General features: G+C 36.9%; 21 protein-coding genes and 1 riboswitch. All 21 genes read right to left on the bottom strand.

Annotation, left to right across the window (positions count from 1 at the left end; translation table 11 throughout):
• Nucleotides 1-83: 83 nt before the first annotated feature.
• The 21 genes from ACFQZ1_RS20430 to ACFQZ1_RS20330 all read right to left on the bottom strand — a co-directional run bounded on the left by ACFQZ1_RS20430 (nt 84) and on the right by ACFQZ1_RS20330 (nt 23,289).
• Complete coding sequence (locus ACFQZ1_RS20430; protein WP_377883998.1) at nt 84-1,007, bottom strand: dipeptidase; 924 nt, start codon at nt 1,005-1,007, stop codon at nt 84-86.
• A gap of 248 nt (nt 1,008-1,255) precedes the next feature.
• Nucleotides 1,256-1,516, bottom strand: coding sequence for a stage V sporulation protein SpoVS (spoVS, locus tag ACFQZ1_RS20425; RefSeq protein WP_020059065.1), 261 nt, complete (start codon nt 1,514-1,516; stop codon nt 1,256-1,258).
• Nucleotides 1,517-1,664: 148 nt separating this feature from the next.
• Nucleotides 1,665-2,459: a TIGR00282 family metallophosphoesterase gene (locus ACFQZ1_RS20420; RefSeq protein WP_377883997.1), complete on the bottom strand. Its 795-nt coding sequence runs from the start codon at nt 2,457-2,459 to the stop codon at nt 1,665-1,667.
• A 178-nt stretch (nt 2,460-2,637) separates the two neighbouring features.
• Complete coding sequence (gene rny, locus ACFQZ1_RS20415; RefSeq protein ID WP_377883996.1) at nt 2,638-4,200, bottom strand: ribonuclease Y; 1,563 nt, start codon at nt 4,198-4,200, stop codon at nt 2,638-2,640.
• 318 nt (nt 4,201-4,518) lie between these two features.
• A complete protein-coding gene (gene recA, locus ACFQZ1_RS20410; protein ID WP_377883995.1) occupies nt 4,519-5,553 on the bottom strand; it encodes a recombinase RecA in 1,035 nt (344 codons plus the stop codon).
• A gap of 303 nt (nt 5,554-5,856) precedes the next feature.
• Nucleotides 5,857-7,095, bottom strand: coding sequence for a competence/damage-inducible protein A (locus ACFQZ1_RS20405; RefSeq protein WP_377883994.1), 1,239 nt, complete (start codon nt 7,093-7,095; stop codon nt 5,857-5,859).
• Nucleotides 7,096-7,116: 21 nt separating this feature from the next.
• Nucleotides 7,117-7,695 (bottom strand): CDP-diacylglycerol--glycerol-3-phosphate 3-phosphatidyltransferase, encoded by a 579-nt coding sequence (gene pgsA, locus ACFQZ1_RS20400; RefSeq protein WP_336483085.1) that lies wholly within the window; start codon nt 7,693-7,695, stop codon nt 7,117-7,119.
• 64 nt (nt 7,696-7,759) lie between these two features.
• A complete protein-coding gene (locus ACFQZ1_RS20395) occupies nt 7,760-8,641 on the bottom strand; it encodes a helix-turn-helix domain-containing protein (RefSeq protein ID WP_377884157.1) in 882 nt (293 codons plus the stop codon).
• A gap of 21 nt (nt 8,642-8,662) precedes the next feature.
• Entirely contained in the window at nt 8,663-9,448 is a 786-nt protein-coding gene (locus ACFQZ1_RS20390; RefSeq protein ID WP_377883993.1) for a DUF3388 domain-containing protein, read from the bottom strand.
• Nucleotides 9,449-9,597: 149 nt separating this feature from the next.
• On the bottom strand, nt 9,598-9,846 hold the full coding sequence (locus tag ACFQZ1_RS20385) for a DUF3243 domain-containing protein (RefSeq protein WP_377883992.1): 249 nt from the start codon (nt 9,844-9,846) through the stop codon (nt 9,598-9,600).
• Between the two features lie 110 nt (nt 9,847-9,956).
• Nucleotides 9,957-10,670 carry an elongation factor P 5-aminopentanone reductase gene (gene ymfI / locus ACFQZ1_RS20380; RefSeq protein WP_377883991.1) on the bottom strand — a complete coding sequence of 238 codons (714 nt, stop codon included), beginning with the start codon at nt 10,668-10,670 and terminating at the stop codon, nt 9,957-9,959.
• A 21-nt stretch (nt 10,671-10,691) separates the two neighbouring features.
• Nucleotides 10,692-11,978: an EF-P 5-aminopentanol modification-associated protein YfmH gene (gene yfmH, locus ACFQZ1_RS20375; protein ID WP_377883990.1), complete on the bottom strand. Its 1,287-nt coding sequence runs from the start codon at nt 11,976-11,978 to the stop codon at nt 10,692-10,694.
• A 1-nt stretch (nt 11,979) separates the two neighbouring features.
• Nucleotides 11,980-13,254: an EF-P 5-aminopentanol modification-associated protein YfmF gene (yfmF, locus tag ACFQZ1_RS20370; protein ID WP_377883989.1), complete on the bottom strand. Its 1,275-nt coding sequence runs from the start codon at nt 13,252-13,254 to the stop codon at nt 11,980-11,982.
• 123 nt (nt 13,255-13,377) lie between these two features.
• A complete protein-coding gene (locus ACFQZ1_RS20365; protein ID WP_377883988.1) occupies nt 13,378-14,337 on the bottom strand; it encodes an ABC transporter permease in 960 nt (319 codons plus the stop codon).
• Complete coding sequence (locus ACFQZ1_RS20360) at nt 14,338-15,396, bottom strand: ABC transporter permease (protein WP_377883987.1); 1,059 nt, start codon at nt 15,394-15,396, stop codon at nt 14,338-14,340. It lies immediately after the preceding gene.
• The gene (locus ACFQZ1_RS20355; protein WP_377883986.1) at nt 15,389-16,921 is read right to left on the bottom strand and encodes an ABC transporter ATP-binding protein; all 1,533 of its coding nucleotides are present in this window, start codon (nt 16,919-16,921) and stop codon (nt 15,389-15,391) included. The genes ACFQZ1_RS20360 and ACFQZ1_RS20355 overlap by 8 nt, the downstream gene beginning before the upstream one ends.
• Nucleotides 16,922-17,002: 81 nt before the next feature.
• Nucleotides 17,003-18,085 carry a BMP family lipoprotein gene (locus tag ACFQZ1_RS20350; RefSeq protein WP_377883985.1) on the bottom strand — a complete coding sequence of 361 codons (1,083 nt, stop codon included), beginning with the start codon at nt 18,083-18,085 and terminating at the stop codon, nt 17,003-17,005.
• 86 nt (nt 18,086-18,171) lie between these two features.
• Nucleotides 18,172-18,897: a GntR family transcriptional regulator gene (locus ACFQZ1_RS20345; protein ID WP_377883984.1), complete on the bottom strand. Its 726-nt coding sequence runs from the start codon at nt 18,895-18,897 to the stop codon at nt 18,172-18,174.
• Between the two features lie 236 nt (nt 18,898-19,133).
• Nucleotides 19,134-19,236, bottom strand: a riboswitch (purine riboswitch).
• Between the two features lie 219 nt (nt 19,237-19,455).
• Nucleotides 19,456-21,825, bottom strand: coding sequence for a DNA translocase FtsK (locus tag ACFQZ1_RS20340; protein ID WP_377883983.1), 2,370 nt, complete (start codon nt 21,823-21,825; stop codon nt 19,456-19,458).
• A gap of 511 nt (nt 21,826-22,336) precedes the next feature.
• A complete protein-coding gene (locus tag ACFQZ1_RS20335; RefSeq protein WP_377883982.1) occupies nt 22,337-22,543 on the bottom strand; it encodes a YlzJ-like family protein in 207 nt (68 codons plus the stop codon).
• Complete coding sequence (locus ACFQZ1_RS20330) at nt 22,540-23,289, bottom strand: ClpP family protease (RefSeq protein ID WP_377883981.1); 750 nt, start codon at nt 23,287-23,289, stop codon at nt 22,540-22,542. Before ACFQZ1_RS20330 ends, ACFQZ1_RS20335 begins: the two co-directional genes overlap by 4 nt.
• Nucleotides 23,290-23,300: the final 11 nt, after the last annotated feature.

Raw genomic sequence — 23,300 nt, 5'->3', positions numbered from 1 at the left:
GAATTTGATACAATTTTATTGTATATTTTTTAAATTTTCTAATATTTATTCTTTCCTTCTATAATCTTTTGTATAATAAAAACTTAAAATGAAATATGGTGTATAAAATTACGATATGTGAAATTGTTCACTTGTTCCTCTTTATATCGTTTTAATAATTCATTTATAACATTTTCATAATGCTCATATCGTTGTACATGTACCACTGTTTCTGTTATTCCATCAAAATCTGATCCAAATCCAACATTCTTTTCTCCACCAAGCATACATACATGCTCAATATGGCGCAGTATATCATCAATACAAACAGACTTATTTGCAGCTAAAAACATCGGTACAAATGTTATCCCAATCATTCCATCTTTTTGGATTAATGCTTTTATTTGTTCATTCGTTAAGTTTCTTGGATGCTGACATAACTCGTAACTATTCGAATGAGAGGCAATGGGGTGATTTGCAAGTTCCATCACATCCCAGAATCCTTTCTCTGACAGATGTGAAACATCTGTCCATAATTTGTAACGATTTAACTCAGCCACTACTTTTTTCCCAAACAGCGTTAGACCACCGTTTCGAGACTCTAATGCGCCGTCAGCAACTAAATTCGCATAGTTCCAAGTAAGTCCAACAGAACGAACACCAAGGTGATACAACGTTATCAGCTTCTCTAATTCATTTCCAATTGCATCGCATCCTTCTAAAGTTAAAAGCGCTCCAATTTCATCTTTTCCTAATCCCTGAATATCTTCTTTTGTCCTGATACACTTTATATTTGGCAACGTTAAAATTTGTTCGTGAAATATATTTACCATCTCTAATGCAACTGCAAATCGCTGTCCATATGGCACTTCTTCCGGCACATAAATGGCGAAACACTGAACACTGCCGCCCTTTTGTTTTAACTGATCATACGTAATATGTAAAAACGAATCATTTTGAAAAGATCTTTTTCCTTTTCCCATCCATAACTGCCATAACACATCACAATGCGCATCAAAAATTTCCAATGTTCTTCGTCCCTTCTTCTAAAACCAATCTCATTTACTATTCAGTCTGCTTCTTACAGAAAAACGGTAAAGTGAAACTTTAATCATTGAAGATTTTTTTCAGTCCCACTGATTATTAGTTGAAACAATCATGTATATCCCAAAAGTTCTCCTCATCTATCTTCTTTGCTTTTTGCTGAACTTTTGGCTAGGTTTGCAAATAACGGGATAAAAATGACCTGTTTGCAAATGCAAACAGGTCATCCTATTTAACGAGGCTCTACAATTAATTTAATCGCTGTGCGTTCTTCACCATCAATCATAATATCTGTGAAAGCTGGGATACAAATCAAGTCCACACCACTCGGCGCTACAAATCCTCTCGCAATTGCTACTGCCTTCACAGCTTGATTCAATGCACCTGCGCCGATTGCTTGCATCTCTGCTGAACCACGCTCACGAATAACTCCAGCAAGTGCACCAGCTACAGAATTAGGTACCGAAGTTGCTTTAACTTTTAATATTTCCATTGCTCGTTTCCTCCTCGTTTCTTAAAAAAGTATTAGCGATTGAATTCACTTTTAACTTATATTCACGAGCAATGACTCATATTCCTGCTAAAATTCTGTAATTTTTCTAAAAAGTTAAAATATATTTTCTTTTCTAATTTTTGTTTTTTTATTCAAAAAACGGCTGATCATCATTAATTAAAATACGATCAATTTTCTTAGCTTTTCCTGTATTTGGATCCACATCAATTAACACAGCACTTAACTGTGTTCTTCCATTCGTCACTTCAAATCGTACTGGAAGATTTGTTAAAAACTTCTTCAATACCGCTTCGCGATCCATCCCTAAAATCCCATCATATGGACCTGTCATACCAACATCTGTAATATAAGCCGTTCCCTCGGGTAAGATGCGATTATCCGCAGTCGGAACATGCGTATGTGTTCCAACAACTACTGTAGCACGTCCATCTACATACCAACCAAGCGCTTGCTTTTCACTCGTTGTTTCAGCATGAAAATCAATAAAAATAATGTTTGTACGCTTTTTCGCAATCTTAATCAATTCATCCACTTTACGGAATGGACAATCGATTGGCGGAAGGAATGTGCGGCCTTGTAAATTAATCACTGCAACTTCTTTACCATTACAGTTTACAAAAATAAGCCCTTTTCCTGGTGTTCCTTCCGGGAAATTTGCTGGCCTTGCAAGATACTTTGCATCATCAATAAATTCAAAAATTTCGCGGTTATCCCATGCATGGTTTCCAAGTGTAACTGCCTGGGCACCGCACTCTAAAAAGTTACGATAAATTTTCTCTGTAATGCCACGTCCACCTGCGGCATTTTCTCCGTTAATAATCGTAACTGTAGGTGAATATTTTTTCTTTAATGCAGGCACGTAATCTTGAATCATTTTTCTTCCTGGTGAGCCCACTACATCCCCAACAAATAAAATTCTCATATTTCTTACCCTTTCCATCTATACTTCGTAGTTTATGTTCCAAATCTGTAAACCCAATTTATAAAAAATACAGACTTACTCTCATTATCTTATTTCATAAATCATTTCCGATTCTACAGTTTTTCTATATTGTGTCCATTTCCGGAACAAAAAAATAAAGTGGTGTAACACCACCACTTTATTTTGCGTATTCAACTGCACGTGTTTCACGAATAACAGTAACTTTAATATGCCCTGGATAATCTAGTTCATTTTCAATACGTTTTCGAATGTCACGTGCTAAACGATGAGCCTCTAAATCATCAATTGTATCTGGTTTCACTAAGATACGAACTTCACGTCCAGCTTGAATCGCATAGGATTTCTCAACACCTTCATAAGACTCAGAAATCTCTTCAAGCTTTTCAAGACGACGAATATAATTTTCAAGTGTCTCACTTCGTGCCCCAGGTCTTGCTGCTGACAGTGCGTCTGCCGCTGCTACAAGAACTGCAATGATAGAAGTCGGTTCCGTATCGCCATGGTGAGATGCAATACTATTGATAACAACAGGATGTTCTTTATATTTTGTCGCAAGCTCAACACCGATTTCAACGTGGCTGCCTTCAACCTCATGGTCGATTGCTTTTCCAATGTCATGTAATAAGCCAGCACGACGAGCAAGTTTTTCGTCTTCACCAAGTTCAGCTGCCATTAAACCAGCTAAGTAAGCAACTTCCATAGAGTGCTTTAAGACATTTTGACCGTAGCTTGTTCTAAATTTCAAACGACCTAAAATCTTAATTAAATCTGGGTGTAAACCGTGTACTCCTACTTCAAAAGTCGTTTGTTCTCCAACTTCACGAATATACTCATCCACTTCACGTCTTGATTTTTCAACCATTTCTTCAATACGTGCCGGGTGAATACGTCCGTCTTGTACAAGTTTATCAAGAGCAATACGAGCAGTTTCACGACGAATTGGGTCAAAGCCTGATAAGATTACCGCTTCTGGTGTATCATCGATGATTAAATCAATCCCTGTTAACGTTTCTAGCGTACGAATATTACGACCTTCACGTCCGATAATACGTCCCTTCATCTCGTCATTTGGAAGATTTACAACTGAAACCGTAGTTTCAGCAACGTGATCAGCAGCACATCTTTGCATAGCTAAAGATAAAATCTCTTTCGCTTTCTTATCTGCTTCTTCTTTTGCACGTACTTCAGTTTCTTTTACCATAACAGCGATTTCATGCGAAACTTCATTTTCAACTTTTTCTAGGATAATGGCTCTTGCTTGCTCACGTGTTAGGCTAGAAATACGCTCTAATTCATCTTGCTGTTTTTGTACTAACTCTCCCACTTTGCTTTCCAAATCTTCAATCTGCTGTTGTCTTACTACAAGAGATTCCTCTTTCTTCTCTAACAATTGTTGACTTTTCTCAAGCGATTCGTCTTTTCGATCAAGGTTCTCTTCTTTTTGCATTAAACGATTTTCTTGTTTTTGTAACTCGCTTCTTCGGTCACGAATTTCTAATTCCGCTTCTGTACGAAGTGTATGAATTTCATCCTTTGCTTCTAACAGCGCTTCTTTTTTCAGTGCTTCTGCTTGACGATTTGCATCTTCTACAATACGCTTCGCTTCATTGGCCGCACCGTTAATCTTCGCTTCTGCAATGGACTTTCGAACAAAAAATCCAACAACTGCACTGACGATGGCCAGCAAAATGGAGATGAGTATCCAAGCTACATTACTCATAATTTCACCTCCTCTTGCTATGAATGAAAAAAGACTGCATGGATGTACATTGTTTGCACTTGCAACGTACAGCAATGACTGTCGTCCCGCCTTTTCAAGGGACTTTCTTCATTTCACAATTAAAATAGACATATGCTTATTTCGGAGAGTATAAGTCCTATCCGAATGTTACTTCTCTTCTTGAGAAGAGTGTATCGTATATATTACAAGAAAAAATATACATTATCATTGTATCTACCGCTATTTTCATTGTCAAGCGTTGTCTACTTTTACTTTCTTTGCCTATGATAAAAAATAAAAGACACGAAACCGTGTCTTTTAATCATTAAGAAGATTCATATCTTCTACGCTTCCAGCTGCCGCTTCTTCACCAATACCATGATGCTCACGAATAAAGAATGCAATTTCATCTGTAACTTCTGGATTTTCTTTTAAAAATTGCTTCGCATTTTCACGCCCTTGTCCTAAGCGTTCTTCATTATAAGAGTACCAAGCTCCGCTCTTTTGAACGATATCAAGCTCAGAAGCCATATCTAAAATTTCGCCTTCTCTTGAAATCCCTTCTCCGTACATAATATCAACTTCTGCTACGCGGAAAGGAGGTGCTACTTTATTTTTTACTACTTTAATTTTTGTTTTATTACCGACAATGTCATTACCTTGCTTTAACTGCTCGGCACGACGCACTTCAAGACGTACTGTTGAATAGAATTTCAACGCACGACCACCTGGAGTTGTTTCTGGATTTCCAAACATAACTCCAACTTTTTCACGAATTTGGTTAATAAAGATAGCAATTGTTTTTGACTTGTTAATCGCACCAGATAATTTACGAAGAGCTTGTGACATTAAACGTGCTTGTAAACCGACGTGAGAGTCACCCATTTCTCCCTCAATCTCCGCTTTTGGAACAAGTGCTGCTACAGAGTCAATAACAATAATATCAATTGCACCGCTTCGCACTAATGCCTCTGCAATTTCTAACCCTTGTTCTCCCGTGTCTGGCTGAGATAATAGTAATTCATCAATGTTAACACCTAGTTTTTGTGCATATACAGGATCCATAGCATGTTCTGCATCAATAAACGCCGCTTGTCCACCTTGGCGTTGTACCTCTGCAATCGCATGTAAGGAAACCGTTGTTTTACCTGAACTTTCAGGTCCATAAATTTCAATAATACGGCCACGTGGATAACCACCTACTCCAAGGGCAACATCAAGTGCTAACGAACCACTTGGTACAGTAGAAATCTTTCGTTCCGCTTGCTCTCCTAGTTTCATAATAGAGCCTTTACCGAATTGTTTTTCTATTTGTTTTAACGCCATATCTAATGCCGCTTGACGATCGCTCATTCAAAAATTCCTCCTTAACTTAATTGCTAACCTTATTATAATATTTTCTTTCCATTATGCCAACAAAAAATCGAACATTTATTCGTTTTATTATTTTCCAGTAGATGAAAACCTTTATTTTTCTATATAAAGTGAAACTTCCATCAGTGGACTTTTCTTTATCACATATTGATGGAAAGCCCGCTTAATCGGGCTTTTACGGACAATTATCCTCTGCCTAGCTTCTTCACTTTTCTCTAAATCTTGAGCTGGGGGTCTCACTGTCCGTTCATAAGGGATAAAATAATAGAAGCTAGAAGAGACTTACATCTCTTCTAGCTTCTTATACAGATGATAAAATCCATATTTGACAGTTCGTTCACGAATTTGCTGGCGACTTCCACTTAATACAAGCGGAATAACAATCGTCGGCTGTTCATCCATTGCTAATCCAATAAATACTGTCCCTGGCTCTTTCCCTTCGGAAGCATCTGGCCCAGCTACTCCAGTAAAACTAATTCCGATATTGGCTTGCATAATTTTTTTCACATTTTCCGCAAGATGACGAGCACATGCTTCACTAACAGCTCCATCTATTTGTAAAATCTCTTCTGGAACATGTAAAATACGCTGCTTTACATCATTGCTATAACAAATTATGCCGCCTGTAAACACAGAAGAAACACCAGCAACTTCGGTAATACAATCACCAAATAATCCACCTGTTAAACTTTCAGCACATGCAACCGTCAAACTTTTTCGTTTTAACAAGGTAATTGCTTTTTTATGAAGAAGATCTTGATTATATCCATAAAAAAATTGTCCGACTCTTTGTAAAATCAACTCTTCTATATCATTTATTAGCGTTTCAGCCTCTTTTGCATCGTGGTGCTTTGCAGTTAAACGAAGCGTTACTTCTCCTTCAGAAGCAAGGGGAGCAATCGTTGGATTCGTTTGAGCATCTATTAAGTCTTGAATCGTTGCTTCTAATTGCGATTCCCCAATTCCAAAGAATCGAAGAGTACGAGAATATAGATTCTCACCCGATGTAAAAGGAAGTAGCCAAGTTTCTACATAACTTGTATACATTGGATTCATTTCTTTAGGTGGTCCCGGAAGTAAAATATACACCTTGTTATCTTTGCATAATCCCATCCCTGGAGCCATACCATGATCATTGGCAAACACAGTTGAACCCTTTAAAACAAGAGCTTGTTTTTTATTATTTTCCGTAAACTCTCTTCCTGTTCGTTTATAATAGTGAGCAATTGAAGCGAGCGCTACTTCATCATATACAAGCTCTTCCTGCAGAGAAGAAGCAATTGTTTCTTTCGTTAAATCGTCTTTTGTTGGTCCTAATCCACCTGTAAAAATCAATATATCTGCACGTTTTTGAGCAATTTCAATTGCTTGACGCAAGCGATTATTGTTATCTCCTACAACAGTGTGATAGTATACATCAATTCCGATAGCTGCCAGCTTTTCTGATAAAAATTTGGCATTCGTATTCGCAATTTGTCCAAGCAATAACTCTGTACCAACCGCGATAATCTCTGCATTCATCTGCTATTCCCCCATAAGCCGTTATTTCGAATTGACAAAAACCTCTCTATTTTTCCAGAAATAATCCCATCCTGAAATAATCGTAAAAATAAGCGCAATCCATATTGAAATTTCTGCAATTGGAATATGAATTAAATTGAATGGAACATCATGCAACAAGTACGCAGAAATTGCAATAACTTGCATCCACATTTTAATTTTCCCAGGCATTTTTGCAGCCGACACTTCCCCAGTGCCAGCTAATACGAGACGTAAGCCCGTAACGGCAAATTCTCTACTAATAATAACAACTGCTATCCAAGTTGATACAAAATGTAAATCTACAAGCGTAATTAATGCTGCAGATACCAATAATTTATCCGCCAAAGGATCTAAAAATTTCCCTAGGTTCGTTACAAGATTATGTTTTCTTGCTAAATGCCCATCAATCCAATCTGTAGCAGAAGCAATAATAAAAACGATAGCTCCAGCTAAGTGCTGAATTGGCAATTCTACATTTCCAATTGTGTATGCACCCCAATCAAATGGAACCAGCATAATAATTAAAAATATAGGAATTAAGCAAATTCTTGATACAGTAATTTTATTTGGTAAATTCACAGCTATTCCTCCATCATGTCAAAAACGGTTTGTGCATTGAAAAAAGTCATCGGAACGATGACTATTATTGCGCAGGTTGTTCTCCTAAGTTTTTAATCACCCAAATTTGATGATACGTGTCTTCTGGATTAATGGGGAAAGCAACGACTTGCCCATTAATTTTAATTTCAACATTTGGAGCACTACCAATGTTTAACCGCACAACATTTTTTGACCATAAATCCTGTTGTTGTGTTTGTCCTTCTGTTAAAGTACCTTTATATAGTTCATTATTATTTTCGTCTTTAATATCTACATAACTTGTACCTTTTGCAGTAATCTCCAATTTAAAAGCTTTGTTATTACGAAGTTCTAATGTAGATACATTCTTTTTTGTCTCAACAAACTTAATCTCTGCTTGAGCCGTAGCTGGTTGTTGTTGCTGCGGTTGTTGAGTTTCCCCTTCTTTCTTTTGATCGTCTTTCTTTTGATCAAGAGGCGAATTTTTCGCTTTCTCTACTTCTGTTTGTGCACTTTGTACTTGTTTTACTTGGCCGCTGTCTTTGTTTGATACAAATCGGAAAACAAACCAAATTGCAACACCAATTGCAATGATAAGCACTGTAATTAAAATTTTAGGCATATGATCTGCAATCGGTGCTGAAGTTGCTCTTTGTACAGTTTCCTGCGTTTTTTGTCCTCTTGAAATTTGCGGAACATCTTGAGAAACTGACTGTGGTATCTCATGTTTATACTCTTCTAATACTGCCTCTCCATTAAGACCGACCGCTTCTGCATATTGCTTTATAAAGGCACGCGCGTAAAAATCCCCAGGCAATATACTGAAATTTCCTTCTTCGATACTAATCAAATAACGTTTTTGAATTTTTGTAACTTCTTGCAGCTGATCGATGGAAAAACCTTTCTGTTCTCGTGCTTCTTTCAGCTTTTGTCCTAATTCCGTCAATGCTAACACCTCAATATTTCTTTAAAAGTCAAACATGGAAAAATTATTTTGATTTCCTTGTTCAATTTCATCTACTAGGTTGTATTGAATTTCTTCATCGTAATCATTTCGTAACTCAATAATGTAATCAAAATCATCAAGGGTATATTCTGACTGACTCACAAATATATCTGGATGCTCTACAACCTTTGTCGCTGGCAATCTCATAATTTCGCGAACAAGTTGCCAGTGTCGTTCATTCGCGCGCTTCGTTGAAACGATTCCATCTAAAATAAAGATATTATTATCATTATATTCATCTTCAATTAATTGACTACGTACCGTTTGTTTAATGAGAGTCGATGATACAAAAAGCCACCGTTTATTCGCACAAACACTCGCCGCAACAATAGACTCTGTTTTTCCAACGCGCGGCATTCCGCGAATTCCAATTAATTTATGGCCTTCTTTTTTCATGAGTTCCGCCATAAAATCCACAAGCAAACCTAGTTCATCACGAACAAAACGAAATGTTTTCTTATCGTCCGCATCTCGCTGTATATACCTTCCATGTCGAACCGCTAACCGATCACGAAGCTTCGGTGAACGATATTTCGTTACGGTTATATTATCCATCGTATTTAGAATTGATTCAAGTCTAGAAATTTGTTCTTGATTATCGCACATTAACAATAGTCCACGCCTAGCGTTGTCTACCCCATTAATTGTTACAATATTAATACCAAGCATACCGATTAACGAAGAAACGTCACCAAGCAAGCCAGGTCGGTTTTTATGTATTTCATACTCAAAATACCATTCAATCATCTGATGACACTCCCCTTGCTTACTTTACACCTACGTACTATATTATATGATTTTCTCCTAATAGGAAAGCGAAATGTATAATAGAACTCGATTTAATCTAGAGATTTTCAACATCGACAAAAAAGGGAGGATTCCTCCTCCCTTTTTTATTACTTATGTTTTACCATTTTTACCATTAAGCTTGCGATTGTATGTTGCTCTTGCTCATCTGCAACCTTCCAAAGCTCCATCAATAATTTTTCTTGGTCATTACGCGCTTCTACTTCATTTGCTAAATAATCACCAATGCGATAAGCCATGTCATTAATCGCGCCGCCATCTAACCCTTTTCCTTGCGCTTGATCTAAACGCTCTCCTAAAAAGCCTTTCCATTGTTCAAAGTTATCTAATACTGACATCGTTTAGCACCTCACTATAAAGTAATGGAGTCATGTTTACTATTTGCTATTCTGTCCTTTTTTATGTATGAACAGAAAGCGCAATACAACATTCCTTACTTTGGTAATTGTTAACAATGCCAGCCCCCATTAACTCCAATAATTTGACCTGTTATATAAGATGCTTGAGGAGAAACTACAAACGCTACCGTATTTGCAACTTCTTCTGCCATTCCTAATCGTCCAAGCGGAATTTCTTCAGCAATATCTTTCTTTTCTTCATCCGAAAACACACATAGCATCTCTGTTTCAATTGCACCAGGAGAAACAGCATTTACTCGTACACCGCTGAGTGCAACTTCTTTTGCCAAAGCTTTTACGTACGAATTTTGCGCTCCTTTTACCATAGAATACAACACTTCACATGAAGCACCTATTTGTCCCCATATGGAGGAGATAATAACAATATTTCCACACCGATTTCGAATCATTGAGGGCAGTGCAGATGAAACAAGTTTATATACATTCTTCACTTGCAGCTCTACCATCTCAGTTAATTGTGTGTCTGTAATGTCTGTCGTTAATCCAAAGATACTTTTTCCAGCTGCATATACTATAGTATCAATTGGATGGTGAATTTGAGACCATAGATGCTCAGCGCTATCCGCTTCTGATAAATTAGCTTGAACTGGAATTATATCTTTTAGTTCAAATTGTAGCTCCCGAACTTTCTTTTCACTTTGGTTATAATGGACATATACCGTATACCCATCTTTCACTAACCGCCTTACAACGGCAGAACCGATTCCTCCACTTCCCCCGGTAACTAATGCATATTTCTTCATTCTTTTCCTCTCTCTACTACATCATTTTTTTGGAAGAACTTGGCAAACACTTAATCGTTCTTCTTTTAAAAAGCTCTTCGCGGCCGTTTGTAAATCTTCAACCGATAAACTTTCCAAAACAGATAATGCATCAAATAAACTAGAGCGGTTAAATGCATAGCGTGTAAATTGATTTGCAATATATTCTGGTGAATTTAACGAACGTAAAAAACCTCCTATTTTCTTCTTTTTTACACGCTCTAACGTTTCGCCACATAACTCATCATAATTTGTTTGCAATAAAATATTACTGATCTGCTTCGCTAATTCATCCGGTTGTTTCGTATCTCCGCCAATCATTGCAAAACCGAAACTGCTTTCTTCTGTATAATCGTACGAAAATGTATCATCAATTAAACCTTCATTATATAATGCTTCATAATGAGTAGAACCTTTTCCAAATAAATAATCCAACAGAAGCGTTAAAGCAATTTCTTGTTTCAGCAAGTCTTTTCCTTCTTGCTTTAAGTCCTTTGTTTTCACACCAACTAAACATTTTGGTGTTTGTACCGGCATTGTAATAACCATTTTTTTCTCATTTACTTGTTCTGGTTCTTCATCAAAAGAGCGAACAATTTCAGATTGAGCAGTATAATCTTTCTTCGCTTGATTTTCACGCACTAAATTCATTGTCTTTTCTGGATCAATAGGACCGACAATAAATAATAACATATTGCTTGGGTGATAAAATGTATGATAGCACTCATACAGTAAATCTTTCGTAATTCCGCTAATAGAATCAATTGTTCCGGCGATATCAATCTTTACTGGGTGTTTCCTATATAAACTGTCAATCAACCCAAAATATAAACGCCAATCAGCATTATCTTGATACATTTGAATTTCTTGACTGATAATTCCCTTCTCTTTCTCAACCGTTTGTTCAGAAAAGTATGGTTCTTGCACGAAATCCAACAATGTTTCTAAGTTTGTTTCCACATTTGAAGTACAAGAAAATAAATATGCAGTTCTTGTGAAAGATGTGAATGCGTTTGAAGAAGCTCCTTGTTTACTAAATAATTGAAACGCATCATGGTCCTCTTTTTCAAATAATTTATGCTCTAAAAAATGTGCAATTCCATCCGGTACACGGAGCATCTCATCTTTTCCAAGCGGCACAAACGCATTATCAATAGAACCATACTTTGTCGTAAATGTTGCATATGTTTTATTAAAGCCTTGCTTCGGAAGGATATATACTTCTAAACCATTCGAAAGTTTTTCGTAATATAGCGTTTCTTTTAATTGTTCGTAAACGATTCTTTCCATCTTAAACACCCTCCGTCCCGTGTAAGAAATAAATTGTATCTAACTGAATATTATTAGCCACTTTAACGATTGCCTCTTTCGTTACCTGTTCAATCTCTGTTAACCATTCTCCTACAGGGCGTTCATAATTTGCAATTACTTCATGATACAGAAGTTCCACAAGACCGCGCGGCGTATCAATTGTCTCTAAAATTTGATTTTTAATTACACTTTTTGTTTGCATGATTTCCTCATCAGTAAAATTACCCTTTTGCATTGCTGTCATTTGTTCTTTAATAATCGTAACAGCTTTCTCATAATTTTTGCCCTCAATTCCAGACATTACGAACAGCAATCCTTTGTGACTTTCATAACGAGAGGCTGCATAGTATGCCAAACTGTTTTTCTCACGTACATTAACGAATAATTTTGAATGTGAAAAACCACCAAACAACCCATTAAATAACTGCAATGCAAAATAGTCTTCGTCACGATACGTAATATATGTGCGGTATCCAATATTCAATTTACTTTGTTTTAGTTCTTGTTTTTCTACAACTTCTTGCTCTTCTTCACTTTTCTTATGCAATAGTACATTTCTTTCTTTCGGCTTACGTGTAGAAATAGAGAAATACTGTTTCACAAGGTCAAGAGCCCCTTCTTCAATATCACCTATAATATATAAATCCATTTCATCTTCTTCTAAGACTTTTTTATAATATTGATACAACGTTTCACTTGTAATAGCAGAAACACGCTCTTTTTGACCATTGGCACTTAAGCGATACGGCTCTACTTTACACATTTCTTCAACGAGACGTTCATTAGCATAACGCATTTTATCATCAAACGTAGATTCAATACGCTGCACAAGTGCACGTTTCTCACTTTCCACAATCGTTTGTAGAAAACCATTTCCTTCTGTGGCTGGTTTTAATAAAATATCAGCAAGCATAGCAAGCGCTTTTTCAAAGAGTGGCGGTGCCTCTTGTAAATACATTTCATTGGCAATGTCTATATAAATAGAAATAACATGATCTTCACCTTTTTTACTTACATCTACAGCTAATGAAGAGCCATATAACTCCTCTAAGTATTGACGAACACGAATAACAGATGGGTGTGTTTCTGTAGCACTTTGTAATACATAAGGAAGTAATGCCCGTGCCGTTACTGTTTCTTCACATAACGGCGCCTTCAAGCGCAATACAAAAGTATTCGTTTTATACTTGTCTGTTGGAATCATATGTACGCGTAATCCACCTAATTCATGTGTTTCTTGTTTTATAAGCTCCATTGGTAAACCTCCTCTAAAAAGGAATTTTCTTCTTCAATATACAGTTTTCACAAAAGAAATTGCAACTTTTCTCATGTATTAACGTTATTGTATGTAAAAAAGCTTGCACTAATGTGCAAGCTTTTATCGTTTCCCTTTTTCATATGGTGTTCCAATTGCTTTTGGGGCTTCGGAACGTCCAACAAAACCGACAAGTGCAAAAATTGTTAATACATATGGCAATATCGTTAGAAAGACACTTGGAATTTGATCTAAAACTGGAATTGTACCACCTGTGACGCCAAGTGATTGTGCAAATCCGAAAAATAACGCTGCACCTAAGGCCCCAATTGGATGCCATTTTCCAAAAATCATGGCCGCTAACGCTAAAAATCCTTGTCCTGTAATTGTAGCACCCGAAAAATTATTTGAAATAGATGTTGCAAATACAGCACCACCGACACCTGCAAACATACCTGATATACAAACTGCAACATAACGCATTTTATATACGTTAATTCCCATTGTATCAGCTGCCATCGGATGCTCCCCAACTGCACGTAACCGTAAACCAAATGGTGTTTTATAAATCACATACCAAACAACAAATGCTAAAACAATGGCAATATAAGACGTTAGTGGCACATCGGAAAAGAATATTTTCCCAATAACTGGAATATCAGACAGGCCGGGAATGTCAATTTTTTCAATACGGTATTTAATAAAATCAGTTTGACCTTTTCCGAAAATCTTTTTAATTGCAAACACTGTTACTCCTAATGATAAAAAGTTAATTGCTACGCCGCTAACTACTTGATCAGCACGGAATGTAATCGATGCAACTGCATGAAGAAGTGCAAATAATCCCCCGCCAATTGCTGCAAAAATAAGCGCAATCCACGGTGTCATCGCTCCCCATGTATCACCCATTAATAAAGTTGTAACAACACCAATAAACGCACCAAATAACATGAAACCTTCTAATGCAATGTTAACAACACCAGAACGTTCACTAAACACGCCTCCAAGCGCTGTAAAAATAAGCGGTGCCGCCGTATATAACGTGCCTGTGACAAGAATGGCTACAATATCTAGGAAACTCATTTATTTCCCCTCCTTGCTAAAACGAGAAAGTGCCCATCTCAAAATGTAGCTACATGCTACAAAGAAAATAATACACGCAATAATGACATTAATTAGTTCAGATGGAACATTCGCTTCAAAGTTCATTTGCGGCGCGGCACTTTTCAGTCCGCCAAACAAAAGTGCTGATAACAAGATACCAAATGCATTATTCGCACCAAGAAGAGCAACAGCAATACCATCAAATCCTATTCCTGTAAAAGAAGACATCGCTGTCATGCTTTGGAATGTTCCCAGCCCCTCCATCGCACCGCCAATTCCAGCAAATGCACCAGCAATTGTCATTGACAGTACAACATTACGCGACACTTTCATCCCTGCATATTTAGAGGCATGTTGGTTAAATCCAACTGATTTGAGTTCATAACCTAATGTTGTTCGTTCTAATAAAAACCACATAATAATTGCCATAATAATTGCTACAATAATTCCCCAGTGAAGGCGAGAACCTCCTGTTAAAGACGATAACCAAGAAGAAGCTAGAGAAGCACTCGCTTGTATATCATAGGATTTTTCATTTCCTTCATGTAAAAATCGTTTAATAATATCATAAGTTACATAAAGTGCGATATAGTTCATCATAATTGTAACGATAACTTCGTTTACCTTGAATTTCCCTTTTAAATATCCAGGAATAAATCCCCATAGTCCGCCAGCAAGGGCTGCAACTAATATCGATAATGGGATATGTAGAAAGGCTGGCAGGGAAACACCATAACCAAACCAAACAGCAGCAAGCCATCCAACTAATAGTTGTCCTTCTACCCCGATATTAAACAATCCGGTACGAAACGCAAATGCTACTGATAAACCTGCAAGAACAAGTGGAATCATCGTTCGAAGTGTTTCTCCTATCGCACGTGGATTTCCAACCATTCCATCCCATAATGCAGCATAACCGGCGATTGGGTCGTATCCGCTCGTAATCATAACAATGGCTCCAACAAGTAAACCAAAAATAACGGATAATACAGGTACTAAAATATTAATCGTTCGCTCCGTTAAAAACTTTTTAGCCATTTGTATTCACCTTCTCTTTCTTCTTTCCCCCAGCCATTAATAGACCTAGCTGTTGTTCATTTGTTTCTTTTGCATTCACAATGTCCACAATTTTCCCTTCATAAATAACAGCGATGCGGTCACTTACATTTAAAATTTCATCAAGCTCTAATGAAAGCAACAGAACTGCTTTTTCTTTATCACGCTGTTCAATTAGCTTTTTATGAATAAATTCAATTGCCCCGACATCTAAACCGCGTGTTGGCTGTGCAGCAATCAATAAATCTGGATCACGGTCCACCTCACGAGCAATAATTGCCTTTTGCTGGTTTCCTCCAGATAACGCCCGTGCCGGTGTATGCTCACTCGGTGTACGAACATCAAACTGTTGAATTAACGACTTTGCTTTTTCATATACTTTCGAAAAATTCAAAACACCTTTTTTGGAATACGGATTTTTATAATATGTTTGAAGTACCATATTATCTCCAATAGAAAAATCAAGAACGAGCCCATGTTTATGACGATCTTCTGGAATATGTCCAACGCCTTCTTCTGTAATGCGCCTAACCGGCCAATTCGTCACGTCCTTCTCTCTTAGCGTAATAGAGCCTGACTCAACTTTTCGTAAACCAGTAATCGCTTCTATTAATTCACTTTGTCCATTTCCATCGATTCCTGCAATACCAACAATCTCTCCTGCACGAACAGTTAAGTCAAGTCCTTTTACGGCAGGTAACTGACGTGCGTCGTGCACAACAAGATTAGAAATCTTAAGTACATCTTCACGTGGTTTGGCGTCTGACTTTTCAGTTTTAAAATTCACTTGACGTCCGACCATCAATTCTGCAAGCTTGTTTTCATCTGTATTTGCAACGTCTACCGTACCAATTCCTTTTCCCTTACGAATAATTGTACAACGATTACACACTTCCATAATTTCTTTCAACTTATGTGTAATAAGAATAATAGATTTCCCTTCTTGTACAAGCTTTTTCATAATATGAATAAGCTCTTGAATCTCCTGCGGCGTTAATACAGCTGTAGGTTCATCAAAAATTAAAATCTCCGCCCCGCGATAGAGCGTTTTCAAAATTTCTACACGTTGTTGCATTCCAACAGAAATATCTTCTATTTTCGCATATGGGTCTACCGCTAATCCGTATTGCTCAGATAATTTTTTAATTTCTTTCGCCGCTTCATCAATAGCAATTTTACCGTTTTTCTTCGGTTCATTTCCTAGAATAATATTTTCTGTGACTGTAAAATTATGAACAAGCATAAAGTGCTGATGTACCATTCCAATCCCGAGGTCATTCGCCACATTCGGATTTGTAATTTTCACAGGCTGCCCTTTAATTTTAATTTCTCCTTGTTCTGGTTGATACAATCCAAACAAAACATTCATAAGTGTCGATTTTCCAGCACCATTTTCTCCAAGTAAAGCATGAATTTCTCCCTGTTTCACTTGCAGCGTGATATTATCATTCGCTACAATCCCCGGGAATACTTTTGTAATATTGTTCATCTCAATTACGTATTCCATATTATTCCTCCTTGACAGGACAAAGTTCTTTATATGTACAAAGGTTAGTTCTAAGAACTAACCTTTGCTATTTCTCTAACATTATTTTTTAAGAGAAGCCTCGTATGTTTTGTACTCTTCTGGAGTAGATGGTACTTTAATTTCACCGTCTATGATTTTCTTTTTATACTCTTCTACTTTTGTTAAAATCTCTGGATTTACTTTTTTCACGTTATCAGTTGTTTTTGCAATCCCGATACCGTCATCTTTTAAACCAAACTCTTCTGTTTTACCGCCTGTTAACTTGCCATCTTTCGCTTCTTGTGAAACTTTTTCTACTGCAACATCAACACGTTTTACCATTGAAGTTAATGTTACATTTTCTGGCATACCTTCTTGGTTTTGGTCACGGTCAACGCCGATTACCCAAACATTTTCACCTTTTTTCTTACGGTTTTTCGCTTCTGTAAATACACCGTTACCAGTTGCACCAGATGCATGATAAATTACGTCAACGCCTTGGCCATACATTGCAGAAGCTAATACAGACCCTTTTTCTGGTTTATCAAATGCTTCCGCATATTGAGCTACAACTTCAATGTTTGGATTTACAGCTTTTACCCCAGCTTTAAAACCAGATTCAAACTTTTCAATTAACGGGCTTTTTACACCACCGATAAAACCAACTTTATTTGATTTCGTTGTCATTGCTGCAACTACCCCAACAAGGAAAGAACCTTCATGGTCTTTAAATACAATGCTTGTTACGTTCTTTTTGTCCGCTACTGCATCAACAAGTGCGAATTGACTTTTCGGAAATTGGTCTGCTACTTTTTCAATTGATTTTTGCATTAAGAATCCAATTCCGAATGTTAAGTTGTAATTTGTTTCTGCAAACTTTGTTAAGTTAGGAACATAATCAGATTCCTTAGCAGATTGAAGATAACGATATCCTTCGTTTTCTTTCAATTTACTATCCTTACCAAACTTCGTTAAACCTTCCCAAGCAGATTGGTTAAATGATTTATCATCTACTCCCCCAACGTCTGTAACCATACCAACCTTAAAGTCTTTACTTTCTTTTCCCTCTTTTTTGTCACTTTCCTTATTCGTGTTACCGCAAGCTCCTAAAATTGTACTTGCCGCTAATGTTAAGGATAATAAAATTCCAGCTTTTTTCTTCATACTAGAAACCCCTCCTAAAATATGTAATTCTATTTATATAACCATGTCCCCGTTTCCTTGCTGTCACCTCCCTAAAAGGAAACACTTTACATCCGTTTTCTTAACACATGAAAGCTAAATTTATCTGCTCGGAAATAGTTAGTAGAATATAAAATCGGTTCATCATTTTGATCATAGTGCATTTGCTTTAATACAAGTAGTGCTGTTTCTGGCTCGCACTCTAAAATAGGTGATATCTTCGAATGATAACCAAGCGGTTCAATATGAGCAACAGCATACGTAATGCGTTTATTTGTGTTTTTATGAATAACAGTAAGTAATGATTCTTCTTTGTATTCTGATAAATCAGGAAGAACCTCTTTTGGCAACTTATCAACACAATATACAACAGGTTCCCCATCTGCTGTACGAACGCGTTCAATTATAACTGTTTCAAAATCATCTTCACTATGAAATTTCTCTTTTTCTTCTTCTGTTAAATTACCGATTGATGATGATAAAAATACTGTACCTGGCGTTTTCCCTACACTAGCAATCATATCTGTAATACTAGATAATTGCTCAATACCTGAAGAAAACAAAGGTTTTGCATTTACAAACGTCCCTACACCGTGCCTACGAATAACAACATTTTCTTCTTCTAAGATTCGAAGTGCTTCTCGTAATGTCGCTCTACTGACGCCTAACTCCTTTGCTAGATCAAATTCGGATGGTAGCTTTTGCTTCTCTTTATACACCCCGTTTTTAATCTTTTCTTTAATGTGGTCAATCACTCGTAAATACAAATGTCGACTATCTGACTTTACTGACATAAGACTCCCCTCGCACTTCACTTATTCGACCTCTGATGTAAGACCTCTTTTCTCTTTTTTCCACAATTACTATATCATGGATGCTCCTGAATAAAAATAAGAAAATTGAAATTTGTCGAATAAATTCTAATTATTTTTTTAGGTGAAATTTTCTTTCTTTAACCTATAAAAAAAACTTTGCACACCTACATTTCTCATATGCTGAAAAAGTCAGGGACAAAGTTATAATACACCTTGTATTTACACTTTTTCCTCATAGTCTAGCTAATTTATGGTTGCTAGGTAGAAACTTATGGACCTTATTTCCAAGATTATATGAGGTTTATTTTTATTCCGAAGTAATCGTACCACTTGATATGATTACTGTCAATACAATCCACCAAAAAAATCGAACGTTGGAATTTAAATAAATATAACCATTCGTATTCTCATCAAAATCCACCATTAGTAAGCGTTATCATTTTTATTTAATAAAGAAACCGGCTAGAAGTATTTCTAACCGGCTTCTTTACCTCATATGAAAAGACAATTCTCTCCATTCATGAAGGTTTCACTTTATTACGAACTTTTCTCTTGAATATCTTTTACTAATACTTCACGGGGCTTACTTCCTTCATACGGCCCAACAACACCATTTATCTCCATTGCATCAATTAAACGTGCCGCCCGCGTATAGCCAATACGAAACCTCCGCTGCAACATAGAAACTGACGCTGTCTGCATATCGACAACAAGCTGAACCGCTTCATCATATAAACTATCCTCTACTTCTTGCGTCGTTTCAGGTACATCTTGTGGGATCATATCCTCTTGATACTGTGCTTTTTGCTGCCCAACAACATATTCTACCACTTTCTCTACTTCCTCATCTGATAGAAATGCTCCTTGCACACGAACTGGTTTAGAAGCACCGATTGGTACAAACAGCATATCACCGCGTCCTAATAATTTCTCTGCTCCCCCTGTATCAAGAATCGTTCTTGAATCAATTTGAGAAGAAACTGCAAAGGCGATTCGCGATGGAATATTCGCTTTAATAACACCAGTAATAACATCCACAGATGGACGTTGCGTTGCAATAATTAAATGAATACCAGCTGCACGTGCCATTTGTGCAAGACGCATAATCGCATCCTCTACATCAGAAGAAGCAACCATCATTAAATCTGCCAACTCATCTACTATAACAACAATATAAGGAAGTTCAGGTTGCTTCGCTTCAGAATGTTCGTTATGTTGCTTTATATACTCGTTATATCCTTCAATATTACGCGTTCCACTATGAGCAAACAATTCATAGCGACGTTCCATTTCATTGACAACTTTTTTTAACGCCTGTGATGCTTTCTTCGGATCTGTTACAACAGGCGTTAATAAATGCGGAACACCATTGTATACATTTAACTCTACCATTTTCGGATCAATCATCATTAGTTTTACCTCATGCGGCTTAGCGCGCATTAAGATACTTGTAATAATTCCGTTTATACATACACTCTTTCCGCTACCAGTTGCTCCTGCTACAAGTAAATGAGGCATTTTATTCAGACGAGCTAGTACAGCTTCTCCTGTAATGTCACGCCCAAGTCCAATTAATAACTTTTCTTCCGGATGATTATTTGCTTTTGAATCTAATACTTCTCTTAACGTAACGATTGCAACTTCTGAATTTGGCACTTCAATCCCGATAGCTGATTTCCCCGGAATTGGGGCTTCAATTCGAATATCTTTTGCTGCTAAAGCTAATGCCAAATCATCACTTAAACTAACAATTTTACTTACTTTAACTCCCATGTCAGGATACACTTCATATTTTGTAACAGCTGGTCCTCTATGAACCTTTGTTACTTTCGCTTTCACACCGAAGCTTTGGAATGTTCGTTCCAACTTACGTGCATTTTCATAAATCGTTTCATTTTCATTGGTCACTTGCTTATTCTTCGGAAACTTTAATAGCTCTAAAGAAGGCAATTTATAATCTTTATTTTCAACATCTGAAAAATGCATTGGCGGTGCTGCTGTCTCTCCAGTAAGAGACTCAACAATTTTCCCGCCTTTCTTCTGTTTCGGCTGCTCCTCTTGCATAGGTAGAGATTCTTCTAGATTTGTTTCAGAAATAAGCGATTCATTTCTTATTGGATCTGGTGTTGCATAGTTTTCAGTAAAGTTTGATATAATCGGCGGCACTACATCAACCTCTTCTACACTCTCTTCTAACTCCGGTACTTCTTGCACATGACGTTCACTTCGCGTACGTGCAGTCTTTTTCTTTTCTGTTTTCTCAGCAACACGTTTTGTTTGCCACTCTTTGTAATCGCCTTGCATCACTTCAAATTGCCCTCTAAGTATTCGTCCAATCGGTGCAAGCACCTCGCCTATATGTTTATTTGTAATACATAGTACACCAAGTAAAATGAGAATCATTCCAATTATGTATGCGCCAACTTCATCAAATAAAAAGTAACATGTCGCAAACATAATAGCCCCAAACATTCCCCCGCCTAAATGAACCGTGTCGACTCCTTTTTTCATTTCATGAAAAAACAAATCTTTCGTAGTCACAATAACAGATGAACTTTGTACCGCTCCATCTTTTGTTAGGAGATTGACTAATGTAATATGACTAAACATGAGCACAGCTAATGTGATTAAATATATACCAATCAATCTTTTGTGCAATAAATTTGGCCACCCTCGTTTTATAACAAACGCTATAGAAAGAGCAATAACTCCGAGTACCCCAAGTATGTACCATTCCCCAAAGAAAAAGCGAAAAAATAGCACGAATGCTTTTCCGACAACACCTAGCTGCATAATTGTAATGATGGAGAGCGCAAAAAGAGTCAAACCGACGATTTCGTAGTACAAAGTTGGCTTTATGGTACGTCTTGCTTTTGTTTTCGTCCCTCTTTGCTTTTGTTTTGCCATTTCTTCACCTCAAATTCCAATTCAAAATATAACTTTTTGTAAAACAAGTGTAGTTTCCATCCCGCTCTATTGGCAGTTAATTTTCTTCACGTTATCTTACCAGTGGATAATTTTAAGCCAAATACAAATAAAGTAAAAACTCCATGAATGCAGAGTTTCATCCCTTACATCGTTAGCCCGAACAATCAAGATTTCACTGGAAATTATCCCGCTCCCATCTTCTTTGTTTTCTTAGAATTTTGAGGTAGGTGATAATTTCACGCGAATAGCGGGATAAAGTGAAACTTCCGTCAGTGGGGATTTTCTTCATCCCACACTGACGGTTAGTTGAACCAATCGGACTTTTACGGGCAGTTATCCCCCACCTATCTTCTTTGCTTCTCTCTGAATCTTGAGGTGGGGGTCTTACTGCCCGTTAATGCGGGATAAATTGAAGAAAGCAGCCTATACATGGCTGCTCCACCTTCTTGTTTTTTATATTATACCATAGCTCATAAACAAAATCCTGCTTTTACGAAAAGGATATTTTCTGCCCTGGTTCATATTGTAAAAAATGCTGGGGATCTGTACTTAATACACGTACAACAGAATAATCATTTTCATTCCCCATTTCAACAACCATATTAATACCATCTACATGTACAATTTTCTGCCTTGTAAATTCTGTATGATCCATCGGATATATGAGTTGTTCTGGCATAATAGTATACAAAATCATTGTAATAACGCCCCGCTTTGTTCAGCTGATGCTTTCGCATCAATTAATTCATTTAATTTTTTGATCGCTTGGCCAATCCCGCCAACGTCATCAATTAAACCATATTTCACGGCATCTCCACCTACAACATTTGTACCAATATCTCGTGTTAAATTCCCTTTCGCAAACATTAGCTCCTTAAAACGATCTTCCGTTACTTTTGAATGCTTTGTTACAAAACGAATGACACGCTCTTGCATCTTATCTAAATACTCAAATGTTTGCGGAACACCTATCACAAGACCTGTAAGACGAATAGGATGAATCGTCATTGTTGCTGTTTCTGCAATGAGTGAATAATCTGTTGACACAGCAATTGGCACGCCAATTGAATGACCTCCACCAAGAACAATCGATACTGTTGGTTTTGAAAGTGAAGCAATCATTTCAGAAATTGCAAGCCCAGCTTCTACATCTCCTCCAACTGTATTTAACAAAATTAATAACCCTTCAATTTTGGGGTTTTGTTCAATTGCTACAATTTGAGGAATAACATGTTCATATTTCGTTGTTTTATTTTGCGGTGGTAATTGTACATGTCCTTCAATTTGTCCTACAATTGTTAAACAATGAATACGCGATTCATTTAACTGCGGAACGTTCGTTTGTCCAAGTTGTTGAATTTTCTCTAGCACAGAAGCTTCTTTCGTTTCTTCTTTTGTCTCGGTCTCTTTTTCTTCATTTTTCATTTCATCACGCTCTATCATTTTGTATCCCC

This window comes from Bacillus sp. CGMCC 1.60114 (assembly GCF_042676365.1).
Lineage (GTDB): Bacteria > Bacillota > Bacilli > Bacillales > Bacillaceae_G > Bacillus_A > Bacillus_A rhizoplanae_A.
Note: the sequence above shows the minus strand (reverse complement) of the source record. Positions and strands in the feature narration are given on the sequence as shown.

Coding starts and splice junctions, on each gene's coding strand:
- spoVS (WP_020059065.1), bottom strand. CDS start 1,516: ATGGAAATATTAAAAGTTAAAGCAACTTCGGTACCTAATTCTGTAGCT.
- ACFQZ1_RS20420 (WP_377883997.1), bottom strand. CDS start 2,459: ATGAGAATTTTATTTGTTGGGGATGTAGTGGGCTCACCAGGAAGAAAA.
- rny (WP_377883996.1), bottom strand. CDS start 4,200: ATGAGTAATGTAGCTTGGATACTCATCTCCATTTTGCTGGCCATCGTC.
- recA (WP_377883995.1), bottom strand. CDS start 5,553: ATGAGCGATCGTCAAGCGGCATTAGATATGGCGTTAAAACAAATAGAA.
- ACFQZ1_RS20405 (WP_377883994.1), bottom strand. CDS start 7,095: ATGAATGCAGAGATTATCGCGGTTGGTACAGAGTTATTGCTTGGACAA.
- ACFQZ1_RS20390 (WP_377883993.1), bottom strand. CDS start 9,448: ATGATTGAATGGTATTTTGAGTATGAAATACATAAAAACCGACCTGGC.
- ACFQZ1_RS20385 (WP_377883992.1), bottom strand. CDS start 9,846: ATGTCAGTATTAGATAACTTTGAACAATGGAAAGGCTTTTTAGGAGAG.
- ymfI (WP_377883991.1), bottom strand. CDS start 10,670: ATGAAGAAATATGCATTAGTTACCGGGGGAAGTGGAGGAATCGGTTCT.
- yfmH (WP_377883990.1), bottom strand. CDS start 11,978: ATGGAAAGAATCGTTTACGAACAATTAAAAGAAACGCTATATTACGAA.
- yfmF (WP_377883989.1), bottom strand. CDS start 13,254: ATGGAGCTTATAAAACAAGAAACACATGAATTAGGTGGATTACGCGTA.
- ACFQZ1_RS20365 (WP_377883988.1), bottom strand. CDS start 14,337: ATGAGTTTCCTAGATATTGTAGCCATTCTTGTCACAGGCACGTTATAT.
- ACFQZ1_RS20360 (WP_377883987.1), bottom strand. CDS start 15,396: ATGGCTAAAAAGTTTTTAACGGAGCGAACGATTAATATTTTAGTACCT.
- ACFQZ1_RS20355 (WP_377883986.1), bottom strand. CDS start 16,921: ATGGAATACGTAATTGAGATGAACAATATTACAAAAGTATTCCCGGGG.
- ACFQZ1_RS20350 (WP_377883985.1), bottom strand. CDS start 18,085: ATGAAGAAAAAAGCTGGAATTTTATTATCCTTAACATTAGCGGCAAGT.
- ACFQZ1_RS20345 (WP_377883984.1), bottom strand. CDS start 18,897: ATGTCAGTAAAGTCAGATAGTCGACATTTGTATTTACGAGTGATTGAC.
- ACFQZ1_RS20340 (WP_377883983.1), bottom strand. CDS start 21,825: ATGGCAAAACAAAAGCAAAGAGGGACGAAAACAAAAGCAAGACGTACC.
- ACFQZ1_RS20335 (WP_377883982.1), bottom strand. CDS start 22,543: ATGATTTTGTATACTATTATGCCAGAACAACTCATATATCCGATGGAT.
- ACFQZ1_RS20330 (WP_377883981.1), bottom strand. CDS start 23,289: ATGATAGAGCGTGATGAAATGAAAAATGAAGAAAAAGAGACCGAGACA.